This is a genomic window from Asanoa iriomotensis (genome assembly GCF_016862515.1).
GTDB lineage: Bacteria > Actinomycetota > Actinomycetes > Mycobacteriales > Micromonosporaceae > Asanoa > Asanoa iriomotensis.
Map to the genome: position 1 here is coordinate 68,874 of NZ_BONC01000025.1, position 12,858 is coordinate 81,731.

General features: G+C 70.6%; 8 protein-coding genes. 3 read left to right on the top strand and 5 right to left on the bottom strand.

The window, feature by feature from the left end; genetic code table 11:
- Positions 1-28 precede the first annotated feature (28 nt).
- Positions 29-1,156 (top strand): LysM peptidoglycan-binding domain-containing protein, encoded by a 1,128-nt coding sequence (locus Air01nite_RS18970; protein ID WP_239090806.1) that lies wholly within the window; start codon positions 29-31, stop codon positions 1,154-1,156.
- 60 nt (positions 1,157-1,216) lie between these two features.
- Here the strand turns inward: Air01nite_RS18970 and Air01nite_RS18975 are convergent, their stop codons facing one another.
- A complete protein-coding gene (locus Air01nite_RS18975; RefSeq protein ID WP_203703969.1) occupies positions 1,217-1,675 on the bottom strand; it encodes a DUF1707 domain-containing protein in 459 nt (152 codons plus the stop codon).
- Positions 1,676-1,755: 80 nt separating this feature from the next.
- On the opposite strand from Air01nite_RS18975, the gene Air01nite_RS18980 reads away from it, so the two are divergent.
- A complete protein-coding gene (locus tag Air01nite_RS18980; protein ID WP_203703970.1) occupies positions 1,756-2,178 on the top strand; it encodes a hypothetical protein in 423 nt (140 codons plus the stop codon).
- Between the two features lie 55 nt (positions 2,179-2,233).
- Here Air01nite_RS18980 and Air01nite_RS18985 read toward each other — a convergent pair whose 3' ends face one another.
- Positions 2,234-3,262 carry a ScyD/ScyE family protein gene (locus Air01nite_RS18985; RefSeq protein WP_203703971.1) on the bottom strand — a complete coding sequence of 343 codons (1,029 nt, stop codon included), beginning with the start codon at positions 3,260-3,262 and terminating at the stop codon, positions 2,234-2,236.
- Positions 3,263-3,472: 210 nt separating this feature from the next.
- Here Air01nite_RS18985 and Air01nite_RS18990 point away from each other — a divergent pair, with 210 nt between their 5' ends.
- Positions 3,473-4,222, top strand: coding sequence for a crotonase/enoyl-CoA hydratase family protein (locus Air01nite_RS18990; protein WP_203703972.1), 750 nt, complete (start codon positions 3,473-3,475; stop codon positions 4,220-4,222).
- 45 nt (positions 4,223-4,267) lie between these two features.
- Here Air01nite_RS18990 and Air01nite_RS18995 read toward each other — a convergent pair whose 3' ends face one another.
- The 3 genes from Air01nite_RS18995 to Air01nite_RS19005 all read right to left on the bottom strand — a co-directional run bounded on the left by Air01nite_RS18995 (position 4,268) and on the right by Air01nite_RS19005 (position 12,849).
- Positions 4,268-5,032: an alpha/beta fold hydrolase gene (locus tag Air01nite_RS18995; protein WP_203703974.1), complete on the bottom strand. Its 765-nt coding sequence runs from the start codon at positions 5,030-5,032 to the stop codon at positions 4,268-4,270.
- 66 nt (positions 5,033-5,098) lie between these two features.
- On the bottom strand, positions 5,099-9,382 hold the full coding sequence (locus Air01nite_RS19000; protein ID WP_203703975.1) for a discoidin domain-containing protein: 4,284 nt from the start codon (positions 9,380-9,382) through the stop codon (positions 5,099-5,101).
- Positions 9,383-9,435: 53 nt separating this feature from the next.
- On the bottom strand, positions 9,436-12,849 hold the full coding sequence (locus tag Air01nite_RS19005; protein WP_203703976.1) for a galactose-binding domain-containing protein: 3,414 nt from the start codon (positions 12,847-12,849) through the stop codon (positions 9,436-9,438).
- Positions 12,850-12,858 lie beyond the last annotated feature (9 nt).

Here is a 12,858-nt window from a genome sequence, read left to right on the forward strand (position 1 = left end):
TTCCGTGCGCGGTTTTCCGCCCCGACGTGTGGGGCAGATCGTCACCGGCCTGGGCGCGCTGGTCGTGCTGGTCGGCCTGGTCGGCGGTGCGCCGATCGCACTGCTCGCCTTCGCGGGCAATCCGTTGCCTGACCACGTGCCCACCCTCGGCGAGATCGGCACGACGTTGACCAGTCGCGACGACGGTCAGCTGTTCGTGCGCGCGCTGGCGGTGGTCGGCTGGTTGGGCTGGGCGACGTTCGCCGTCTCCGTCCTGATCGAGCTGCCGTTCCGGCTCTTCCGCCGGCCGGCGCCCCGACTACCCGGGCTCCGCCGCCAGCAGCGGATGGCGGCGGCGCTGGTCGGCTCCGCACTCATCCTGATCGGCAGCCCGGCGACCGCGGCGATCGCGGCACCCGGCCAGCCGCACGGCTCGGGCCTCGCAGCCGCCGCGGCGACACCGTGGGCGTCCACACCCGAGCGATCCACCGTCGCGGCGCCGCCACCGGCCCGTGACGCGGTCGCGGGTCCGGGCGGCGTCGCGCACCTGCTGCCGGTCGCGGCGCAGCGGCAGAGCGGCGCGGGCGACGAGCCGCGCTACCAGGTCGAGCGCGGCGACTACCTGGGCTCGATCGCGGACCGGTACGTCGGCGACTTCACCGACTATCCGGAACTGGCCCGGATCAACAAGATCAAGGATCCGGACCGGATCTACCCGGGCCAACTCCTGCGGCTGCCCGACGAGGCGCGCGACCGCGGCTACCGCGAGCACGCCAGCGGCATGGTCATCCAGCCAGGGCTCGACGACGGACACGACCCGACGCGGCCGCCGGCGGCCACCGCACCGCCGGCCACGCCACCGCCCGCCAAGCCGGCGCAGCCGACCAAGCCGGCGCAGCCTGCTCCGCCCCCGGTCGTGACCGTGCCACCCGTCCTGCCGGCGCCGCAGCCGCCGAGGGTGGTCCCCCTGCCGCCGGCCTCGCCGGACGAGAACCTGGCGGCCGGCCCGCAGCGGCAGGACGACAGCGGCCTCGAGATCAACCGCCCGCTCGCCGTCTCGGCCGTGATCGCCGCCGCGGCGATCGTAGGCGCGCAGGTCGGCACCGTCTTCGGACTACGTCGTCGGCCGGCCGGGACCCCGGTCGACGGCGGCCGCCACCGCGCCGAAGACGACTGACCTGCCGGGCTCGCGGGTTCCCGCCGTTTGTTCGGGCGGCGGCGGGAACCCGCGCTGCTCTCAGTAGGTGCCCGGGCCCAACGCGCGCGGGCCGCTGTCGCCGCGCAACTGGCGGGCCTGGCGCAGCGGCTTGGTCTGGTGGTAGACGCCGAAGCCCCAACCAAGGATCGGCCAGAGCGGCCACGGGTACCAGGCGCCGGTGGCGACGCCGACGGCCAGCCAGATGAAGATCATCAGCGAGCTGCCGGCCAGATAGGCGGCCAGGTGCTTGCGCGCCGAGGACCGCTGCGCGAGCAACCGCTCGGTGCGCCGGCGGGACTTCTCCCAACTCCGTACCCACTCGGGCGGGATCTCGGCCTGGACCCGGTCGAGGTCGGCTCTGGTGACGGCGGAGTACGCCTCCGCCACCCGCGCGTCGAACTCCTCGGTCGTGAGATAGCCGGCGCCGGTCGCGTCGGCGAGCATCTTGGCGGCCGACTCGCGTTCGGCGTTCGACACGCGCTCGTGCGGTCTGGTCATGTCGGGGCCCCCTCTTCCCACCATCTACCTTCCAGGTTAGTCTTGTCACCGTCAAGATAACTAGTCGATGTCAAGATTGGATGGCCTCCGTGACGCTGACCTCGCAGTCACTGGGCATCGCCGGGGTGCTTCTGCTGACCATCGTGACCATCGAGACGGGTGGTTACTACCTGACCAGGGTGGCCCGCGGTGCGGTGGCGCTGACCGACTTCCAGAAGGCGTTCGCGCGGGCCGGGCACGCGCACGCCGGCGTCTTCGTGATCCTCAGCCTGGTCGTGCTCCCGTATGCCGACGCGGTCGGCGCGCACGGCTTCTGGGGCTGGCTGGCCCGCACCGCGATCCCGATCACGGCGATCCTGATGCCCGCCGGCTTCTTCTTCTCCTCGATGGGCAAGGGCCGCACCAAGCCCAACGCGCTGGTCGCCCTGATCTGGATCGGCGCCCTCTTCCTCGCCGCCGGTGTCCTCACGCTCGGCATCCTCGTGTTGCAGGCCGCCGCCTGACGAAGAACGACCCCCGGTCCGATGTGGACCGGGGGTCGTTCGGGAGGGAAGGAAGCTACACGTTGGCGATCCGCAGCAGTTCGCCGCGACCCGCCGACGTGGAGTGGTTGGTAACGAACAACGAACCGTCCGCGCCCACCGCGAGGCCACCCGGCGCGGTGAGCCGGCCCGGCACCAACTCGGTGTGGTTGCCACGCCGGTCGACCCTGATCAGCGCACCGGTCTGGTCACCGCTGGCCAGACCGTTCTTCGCGATCTCCAGCACCAGCAGTCGGCCCTGGCGGTCGAACGCGATGTCGACGATGTTGGTGAACCCGCGGGCGACGACCGTCGGCTGCTGGCCCGGCACGACCCGGTAGACCCGGGCTCCGCCGACCGGGAACGGGAAGCCGGTGAGCTGGCCGACGTAGAAGGCGCCATCGGGACCCCGCACCACCGAGGTCGGCACCGCCTGCATGGACACCCGACCACCGGACGGCCCGGCCACCATGCGGTTGGGGAAAACCGCCAGCGTCGAGACCGCACCGCGTTGACCGATCGTCAGCAGGGTGTTGCCACCGGCATCGACGGCCACCGCTCCGTTGCGGGTGCCGAGGATGCTGTACGGGTTGGAGTCGACGCCCTGCCGGTCCGGGTCGCGCCGGCCCTCGAAGGCCGCCGGGTCACCGAACGAGCGGGTGCTCTGACCGTTGCGGTCGGACCGCACGATCAGGGTCTGCCCGAGCATCAGACCCGCGAGACCCAGGTCGAACCGGCTCTGCGGCGTGCCGCCGAGCCCGAGCGCCGTGACGTACTCGCGATCCCCGTACGGCGACACGTCGTGCGGCCCGACCGCCGACGCGCCGTCGCGGCCCGCGAGCGAGGGAAGACCGCCCACGATCCGCCGTTGCGACCACGCCCCGCGCCGGCCGACGGAAACCGCCGTGATGCCGCCGCTGAGGCCGAGGCAGACCTTTCCGCCTTCCGGGGAGTCGACGCACCGATCGCTGCGACCGCCGCGGCCCGCCTCCGCCAGCACGACTGCGCCGTCGTAGCCGATCGTGACGCCGCGCGGGTTGTCCAGCCCGCGAGCGACCACGGTCACCCAGGCTCGATCGCGCATGGGTGCGGCGTTCGCGACCGCTGGCGCGAGCATGGTGGCGGTGAGCGCACCGGCAAGCACTGCGGCAAAACGATGAAGTCTCACTAAACCCCCCGTATAGGCACAAAGGACGCAACCATGCTGGCATGCGAGCCGCGTCCCGGGCGGGTGCCCCGCCGGAGGTCACCCGCGCGGGTCTGTGATCGTTGGGTGATGACCGTGCGAACCGAGCGGGACGGCGCCGTCACCACAGTGGTCATCGACCGGCCCGAAAAGCGAAACGCCGTCGACGGACCGACCGCCGCTGCGCTCGCGGACGCGTTCCGGGCGTTCGAGACCGACGACGGCGCCGCGGTCGCGATCCTCACCGGCGCGGGCGGCACGTTCTGCGCCGGCGCCGACCTCACCGCGATCGGCACGGCCCGGGGCAACCGCGTCGCACCGGACGGTGACGGCCCGATGGGCCCGACCCGGATGGCACTGTCCAAACCGGTCATCGCCGCGATCGAGGGGCACGCCGTCGCCGGCGGCCTCGAGCTCGCGCTCTGGTGCGACCTGCGCGTCGCCGCCGACGACGCGGTGCTCGGCGTCTTCTGCCGCCGCTGGGGCGTCCCGCTGATCGACGGCGGCACGGTGCGGCTCCCCCGGCTGATCGGCGAGAGTCGGGCGCTGGACCTGATCCTGACCGGCCGCCCGGTGCCCGCGCTGGAGGCGCACCAGATGGGTCTCGTCAACCGGCTGGCGAAAGCCGGCGAGGCGCTCGCCGCCTCCCGCGCACTGGCCGCGGAGCTGGCGAGCCTGCCACAGACCTGCCTGCGCAACGACCGGCAAGCGGTCTACGCCGGCACGATGGAAGACGAGTTCGCGTTCGGCCTCGAGTCGCTCGCGGCCGGCGCGGCCGAGGGAGCCGCACGGTTCGTCGCCGGCCAGGGCCGCCACGGCGCGCCCGCCGCCGAGAGTTAGGAACGGACCGTTCCTATGCGGAAAGCGTTAACAACGGACCGTTCCTTAAACCGAGGCGTGCTTCGCGAGGAACGCGAAGAAGGCCGCGCGCAGCTTGGCGTCGCCGCCTTCGATCACCAGGGGCACGCCGTGCGTCGCGCCGGGTGTGACCAACGCCTGGGCGTCCGGGCTGGCGGTGGCGGCCTTCTCGAACTCCAGCGCGGCGTCGCCGAAGAGGCCGTCGTCCTGCTGGGCCAGGAAGAGCGCCGGCACCGCCAGCTTGGGCGTCTCCTGTTGCGCGCTCACCCCGCCGTAGGCGAGCGGCGCCGACACGGAGACGACCCCGGCCACCGGCGGGCTGATCTCGGCCGCCGCCGCGATCGAGAACGTGCCACCCATCGAGGCGCCGACCAGCACGACGGTGGTCGCACCCGCCGCACGCAGCGTCGCCGCCGCGGCCGCCACGTCCTTGTCGAAGCCGACCTCGCTGCTCTCCGACGCACCGTGCCCGTGGAAGTCGAACGCGAGCACCTGATAGCCCTTGCCGATCAGCTCGTTGAAACCCAGGATCCACTGGCACAGGTCGGCCTCGGCCTGGTGGGCCAGCACGACTCCCGTCGAACCCTTGCCGCCGAGCAGGCCGGCCAGGTTCGTGGCGCCGTCGACGCCGAAGCGCACCGGCTTCGCGCCCACGCCCGACGCCATGCCCGGGCACTCGGCGCCCGGCACCGGGCCGGTCGGGCTCGGCGCGGCCGCACCGGAGCCCACGTCACCCGAGCAACCAGCCAGAAACAGCAAAGCGGCCATGCCGGCCACCAGCCCCCGTCGCATCAGACCTCCGGAAGATCGGGAGTGCCCCGGGGACTCGGCGTTGTCCCCGGGGCACCCGGTCCGTACCTAGTTGATGATCAGTTGGAACGTGGTCGTCGTGTTCTTGATGTTCTGGAAGTTGTTGCTGAACCGCAGGTTGTTGAACGTCGCCGAGCCGACCGCCGGGCCCTGCCCGGGTTCGGGCAACTCGTTGACCCAGATGCCGAAGCCGGACTTGGCGTCGAACGCGTCACCGCTCTTCTGCGCACCCGAGATCGAGATGTTCGTGAAGATGGTGTCCTGCACCGGGAACTCCGCCGCTCCGTTGTACTTCGTCTGGAACATGATTCCGGAGTACGTCGGATCAACGATGTCGACATTGGACACTCTGATCCCGCGGAACTCCTTGGACGCTGAGAACGCCCATATCGCGCCGAAGGTCTGGTTGCCCCAGAAATGGCCGCCCGACCTGATCAGCGAGATGTTGTCGAACGTCGTGAGCCCCGGGCCGAACCCGACGAACGGGTAACCGAAGTCCAGCGAGCTGATCGTCAACCCGGAGTAGGTGAGCTGGTCGGCGATGTAGAGGTTGCGGAACGTGTTGTTCTGTCCGCCGTACACCGCCACACCGGCCGCCCGCCACGTCACCGTCGCGGACAGGTTCTCGAACGTGTTGCCGGTGTTCGCACCGCCACCCGCGTCGGTGGCGGAGAACAGCGCGAACGCGTCGTCGCCGTTGCCCCGGCCCTCGTTGTTGGAGATCAGGTTGTCGGTGCTGCCGTTGGTCATGTTGACCGCGTCGGCGAACGTGTTGCGGAAGCGGCTGTTGGTGATCCGCAGACCGCTCACGCTCACGCCCCAGTACGCGCAGATCGTGTGCTCGACCCAGACGTTGTCGATCGTCATGTTGTCGACGTTCTGCAGCTCACCCCAGACCTTGCCCGGCCCGTCCTGGCGCGACGTGTAGTTGCCGAAGAACGCCAGGTGCTCGAACGACGACCCGCTGGCCGAGGCCTGCACGTCGAAGCCGGCGTTGGTGTCCTGCTGGGTCTGTGGCGTCTGGAACCGGGTGTACCAGATGCCGGCACCGACGACCTTGATCGGCCGCAGGTAGATCTGGAACTTGTTCGCCGTCTCGTAGGTGCCCGCCGGCAGGTAGACGCCGAGCGAGGTGGTGTCCTGCCGGGCCGCGTCGAACGCCGCCTGGACCTGCTGCTGGCTGGTGCCGGCCGGCACCTTGTAGCGCGCCGGGTCCGGGTTGGCCCGCGGCGCGACCTGCTCCAGGTTGATGAAGTCGACCGTTGCCTCGGTGCCGCTGTCCTTCTGCAGCCGGATCGTGGCGCCGGCCGGGATCGACGAGTTCAGCATGATGTTGGCCTCGTCGTAGATGTGCCGCGGCCCGCCGGAACCAGGCGAGTTGTTGGGGCTCGCCTCGGCGCCGTAGAGCCACGCGTACTTCGAGTCCAGCGGGATCGCCTTGTGCAGCGAACCGTTGACGTAGATGTTCAGCGACGAGGTCTGCCCGCCGCCGCCCGCCGAGTCCGGGATGGAGAACCGGACCACGAGGGTGTTGGTCGGGTTGCGGGTGGTCCACTGCACCCACGAGCCGTTGGTGGGCAGGCGCACCGCGCGCCGGCCCGACGCTTCGCCGGCGAGGTCGCCGATGGTCCGGTTCGGTGCCAGCGACTGCGCGCCGCCACCGATCGAGCCATCCTCGGCCTCGTACATGTCGTAGGGCATGTTGGCGCCGCGGCCCGCGAAGAACGGCCGCTCGCTGGTGTTGTTGGTGCGCTTGACCGGCAGCTCGTTGGCGTCGTCGGCAAGCACGACCCGGATCGTGTAGCGGCCGTTGGCCGCCGTCCATGAGCCGAGGTTGACCGCCGGCGCCGTGGCGCCCGCGGCGATCGTGCCGCTGAAGGAGCCGGTGAGCGTCTGCACCGTGCCGCCCGACTCGTTGAGGATCGTCAGCGTGATGCCGTGCGCCCCACTCGCCGAGGCGATCGTGCCCTGGTTGCGGATCGCCACCGAGAACGCGACGGACTGGCCGGCCGACGGGTTGTTCGGCGACCAGCTCACCGAGCCGGCGACCAGGTCGGAGCTCTGCACCTGGCCGACGACGAGGTTGCCGCCGGTGAACGTGTTGTTCGCGTCGCTCTGCTCGATCACCGTGTTGTTCTCGTCGACCTTGGCGACCAGCTGGTAGGTGCCGGCGTCGCGCGGGCCGATGTTCGAGGTGACGGTGGTCTGGCCGCCGGCGGCGAGCGCGCCGACGTTGGCCGTGGCGACCTTGGTCGTACCCAGGTAGAGGCCGACCGTCGTGGCACCCGAGCCCGCGTTGCCGATGTTGCTGACCGTGGCCGACAGCGTGATCGCGTCGGTCTCGATCGGGCTTGCCGGCGACGCGGACATCGCGGTGACGGTCAGGTCCGGGTTCGGTGCCGGGGTGCCGATCACCTGGAACTCGGAGACCTGGCCGTTGGACGAGCCGCTGTTGGCGGTGAAGGTGAGCCGCACGTCCGCCACGGAACCGCTGACCGGGATGGTCACCGTGTTGCTCGCGACCGAGTTGCTGAAGCTGTAGGTCGCGGAGCCCACAAGGGTGGTGAACGTGGACGAGCTCTGCTCCCGACCGGAGATCGAGAACGTCTGGGTACGCGGACCCCAGGCGGCGTCCGGCGGCAGCTTGACCACGACCGAGCTGACCGTGGCGTTCGCACCGAGGGAGACGGTCAGCGTGCTCGGGTAGGCACCCGGCGCGCCCTCCCAGTAGGTGGCGGCGTTGTCGTCGTTGGCGTTGGCGGCGACGAACGTGTGCACGGTCGACGAGCCCGTGATCGGCTTGCCGACGGCCAGGTTCGTGCCGCCCGGCCCGCCGCTGCCGGCCCGGGTGACCGTGTTGCTGTTGCCGGAGACGTTGCCGGCCGCGTCCTTGGCCCGCACGTAGTAGGAGACCGTCGCGGTCGCCGGCTGCGTGTCGGTGTAGGTCAGCACGTTGCCGGCCACGCTGGCCCGGACCGAGCCGTTGGCGTAGACGTCGTAGCCGGTCACGCCGACGTTGTCGGTGGACGCGGTCCAGGTGAGCCGGATCTGGTTCGAGCCCGGCTCGGTGTACGCGAGCCCGGACGGCGCCGACGGTGCCTGCGTGTCGGTCGACGTGCCCTGCCGGGTCACCGTGTTGCTGTTGCCGGACTGGTTGCCCGCCGCGTCCTTGGCACGGACGAAGTAGGACACCGTCGCGCTGTCCGGCTGGCTGTCGGTGTACGTGGTCACGTTGCCGACGCTGGTGCGGAGCTGGCCGTTGGCGTAGATGTCGTAGCCGGTCACCCCGACGTTGTCGGTCGAGGCCGTCCAGGTCAGCCGGATCTGCCCGGAGGCGGGCTGGGTGAACCCGAGGTTCGTGGGGGCGGTCGGCGCGGAGGTGTCACCGCTCGTCGGGCCGTAGACCTCGACCTCGGAGAGCTGGCCGGCCGGCCAACCGGTGTTCGCGGTGACGTTGATCCGCACGTACCGCGTGGTGGCCTGGTTGAAGGTGATCGAGACGGTGTTGCCGCTGGCGGGGTCGAAGGCGCGGCCCGCGGACGGCGACAGGTCGGTGAACGACGAGCCGTTCGTGCTGCCCTGCACCGACAGCGTCTGTGTCCGGCTGCCCCAACCGGTGGGCAGCTTCAGCACGACCCGGTTGACCGCCACCGCGGCACCCAGGTCGACCTGCACCCACTGCGGGAACGCGTTGTTCGTGCTCTCCCAGTACGACGCCTGGTTGCCGTCGACGACGTTGCCGGAGCCGTAGACGTCGGCGTGCCCGCTCTCCGCGGTCGCCTTGCCGAGCGCCAGGTTGCTGGACGACGTCGTCGCGCCGTACACCTCCAGCTCGGAGATCTGCGCGGCGCCCCACCCGGTGTTGGCGGTGACGTTGACCCGCACGTAGCGGGCGTTGGTCGCGCCGAAGTTGATGGTCACCGTGTTGTTGTTGCCGGGCGAGAAGGTCTGTCCCGCCGACGAGGTGATCGCCGAGAAGCTGGTGCCGTTGGTGCTGCCCTGGATGGACAGCGTCTCGGTGCGCTGCCCCCAGCCGTCGGGGAGCTTGAGCACCACCTGGTCGATGCTGATCGTGCTGCCCAGGTCGACCTGGCCCCACTGGGGGAAGGCGCCGGAGCTCTCCCAGTAGCTGCCCTTGTTGCCGTCGGTGAGGTTGCTGGCGACGAAGCCGGCGTTGGTGCTGCTGGCCGAGGTGGGCTTGCCGGCGGCCAGGTTGGGCCCGCCGGCCGCGGCGGCGGGCGAGCCGGACACGGCGGACAGGACGGAGCCGACGAGCAGGGTCGATACCGCGGCGGCGATCAGCCGCGAACGTCTTTTCCGGGGTAGGGACATGGCGGGGGTAGCACCTCTTCCGTGAGGGATTCCGTGGAGTCGGAAGGGATGGGTCAGGAGGCGTAGACCTCGAACTCGGAGAGCTGACCGGCAGGCCAGCCCGTGTTACCGGTGAACGTCAGCCGGACGTAGCGTTGCGACGTCGCCGGGAACGTGATGGTGGCGGTGTTGCCGCTGGCCGGGTTGAACGTGCGGCCGGCGGCGCCCGCCAGGGTCGTGAACGACGAGTTGTTGGTGGAACCCAACACCGCGATCGTCTGGGTGCGCGTCGCCCACGCGGCCGGCGGCGGCAGCTTGAGCACCAGCCGGGAGATCGACTGCGCGCTGCCCAGGTCGACGGTCACCGACTGCGGGAACGCGTTGTTGGCGCTCTCCCAGTAGGTGCTGGCGTTGCCGTCGACCGCGTTGCCGGCGCCGTAGACGTCGGCGTGACTGGTCTCGGTGATCGGCCGGTTGAGGGCCAGGTTGGTCACGGGCGGGGTGGTGCTGGTGCCCACGCCGGACAGGCTCACGGTGTGCGGCGAGCCGGGTGCGTTGGACGCGATCGACAGCGTGCCCGTGCGGGTGCCCGTGCCGGTCGGCGTGAAGGTGACGTTGACCGTGCAGGAGGCGCCGGCCGCCACCGACCCGCAGTTGTTGGTCTGCGCGTAGTCGCCGGTGACGGAGACGCCGGAGATCGACGCGGTGGCGTTGCCGGTGTTGGTGACGCTCACCTGTTGCGCCGGGCTGGTCGTGTTGACCTGCCGGCTCGCGAACGTCAACGCGCCCGGCGTGACCGACAGGGCCGGGCCGGTCGACCCGCCGCCGCCGTAGACCTCGAACTCGGATAGCTGCGCGGCCGGCCAGACGTTGTTGCTGTTGAAGGTCAGCCGGACGAACCGCCGGGTGCCTGCAGGCAGGTTGACGGTGACGGACGAACCCTGGTTGAACGTGTAGTTGGCCCCGCCGAGGATCTGGCTGTACGAGCCGCCGTCGGTCGAGCCCAGCACCGTGATGTTCTGCGTGCGGGTCTCCCAGTTGGTCGGCAGCTTGAGCACCAGCCGGTTGACCGACTGGGCGGCACCCAGGTCGACGGTCAACGACTGCGGGAACTGCCCGTTGCTGCCCTCCCAGTAGGAGGCGACGTTGCCGTCGACGGCGTTGGTCGCGACGTACGGGCCGTTGTTGGTGGTCGCCGTGACCGGCCGGCCCGCGGCCAGGTTGCCGGCCGGGTCGAACCCGACGCCCGACAGCCCGATCACCAGGTCACCCGGCGTGGTCTGCACGAACGCCATGCCGGCGCGGTTGCCGGCGGCGGTCGGCCGGAACGTCACCGTGAGCGTGCAGGTGGCGTTGGGTGCCAGGGTCGCCGGGCAGTTGTTGGTCTGGCTGAAGTCGGCCGGGCTGACCGAGATGCCCGACACCGGCGCGTTCGCGGTGCCGTTGTTGCGCAACGTCACGGTCTGCGGCGCGCTGGTGGTGTTGAGGTTCTGCGTGCCGAAGGTGAGGCTGCTCGGGCTGGCGACGATCTGGCCGGACCCGGGCGGCGTCGTCGGCGGGTTGGTCGGCCCACTGTTCCACTGTGGAGCCGGCCAGGGCCCGCACGCCGGTGTCGCGGTGTACCAGCCCGAGTTGCCGGCGCCCTGGGTGATCTGGAAGCCCGAGCCGACGCAGTTGTGGATCGGCACCGGCTGGGCGATCCCGGTCGCCACCACGTTGGTGAACGAGACCTGGCTGGCCGCCTGCACCTGGAGCGCGTAGGTGCCCGCACCTTGGATGCGGACGTTGTTGAAGTTGATGCCGCGGGTCTGACCCTCGATCCAGTGCAGCGCCGCGTACGAGCTGTCGAGGATGTCGGTGTCGGTGATGTTGATGGTGGCGTCGCTCGCGAACGCCTCGTTGAGCGCCGAGAACCAGATCGCGCCGACGCCGAAGTTCCAGTTGTAGTCGGAGTTGCCGGCCCGGATCGTGGTGTTGCGGGCGATCGTCCAGGTGCCGTGCACCGCGGTCGCGCCCTGCACGCCCGGATACCGGTTGGCGACGTGGATGCCGCCGCCGTTGGTCAGCGAGTCGGCCACGACGTTGTCGCTGATGGTGATGTCCCGCCCGCCGTAGCTGACCAGGTGGTTGGCGAGCAGCGTGACGCCGATCGTGTTGTGGGTGAACGAGTTGCCGACGTTCGGCACGTTCTGCGCCCACATCGCCAGCGCGTCGTCGCCGGTGTTGCGCAGGAACGTGTTGGTGACCGTCGAGTTCGTGACGCCGGTGTGGAAGTTGACCCCGTCGGCGGTCTGGTCGAGGATCCGGCTGTTGCGGATCGTGAAGTTGTTCATCGGGCCGTCCATCCAGGCACCGACCTTGGTGTGCTGCATCCAGACGTTGTCGATGACCGAGTCCGTCATCGCGCCGCCGAACGCGTTGACCTGGTCGTCGTCGATCCGCTCCTGGATGTCGCCGATGATCGCGAGGTCGCGCACGGTCACGTTGCGGCTCGGCCCGTTGGCCTCGTGCGCGCGGATCTCACCGGTGTAGCCGCCGCCGGGCACGTATTTGCCGTAGATGCCGGCCGCGCGCTTGCGGTCGGTCGGGTGCCGGCCGCCGAGCACCGAGTACCACGGGCCCGCGCCGCGCAGCGTCACGCCGTCGACCACGACGTGGTCCCAGAGCGTGAAGTTCCCCTGCGGCACGTAGACCGGACGCCCCTGTGCCTGGCCGGCGTTGACCGCCGACTGGAACTTGGCCGTCGAATCGGTCGCGCCCGTCGGGTCCGCGCCGTAGTCCGCGACCACGTCGATCGCGTTGGTGGGCTTGGCGATCGGCGCCGGCACGTTCTCGAAGTCGGCCAGGTCGATGGTGAAGGTCGGCGACGCGGCGGTGGAGTTGACCTGCAGCCGGATCTTGGTGCCGATCGGCTGGGTCGAGCCGAACATCGCCCGTGCCTCGTCGTAGAAGTGGTGCGGGTTGGTGTCGCCCGGGTTGTTGTTGAACGGGTAGCCGCCGTAGTACCAGCCGTACTTCGAGGTGACCGGCACGGTCTTGAGCAGGGTGCCGTTGGCGCGCAGGTCGATGGTCGCGTCCCGGCCCTGGCCGGAGGGCCCGTCCGGGATGCTGTAGCGGAAGGTCACGGCGTTGGCCGGCGCGGTCAGCGTGAACTCGACGTACTCACCGACGGCGTCCAGCGTCACCGCCTCCCGGCCGGAGGCCTCGGCCGGCAGTTGGCCGTAGAACCGGGTCGGGCCGATCTTCGTGCCGGTGTGCGCGACCTCTTCGGCCTCGTGCTCGATGAACGGGACGGTCGCGCCGCGGCCGGCGATGTCGAACGGTGACAGGCCGGCCGCGGCGGCGGGCGTCGCGGAAAGGGTGATCACGCTGATGCCGGTCGCGAGCAGGGCGGAACTCGCCAGGATGGCGAGCCCCGCCCGGCGGCGGGTGGCGGTGCGCGATGCGGTGCCGGCTGTGGGCGCAGCGACGGCGTCGTGGTTGGGCATGGGTTCCCT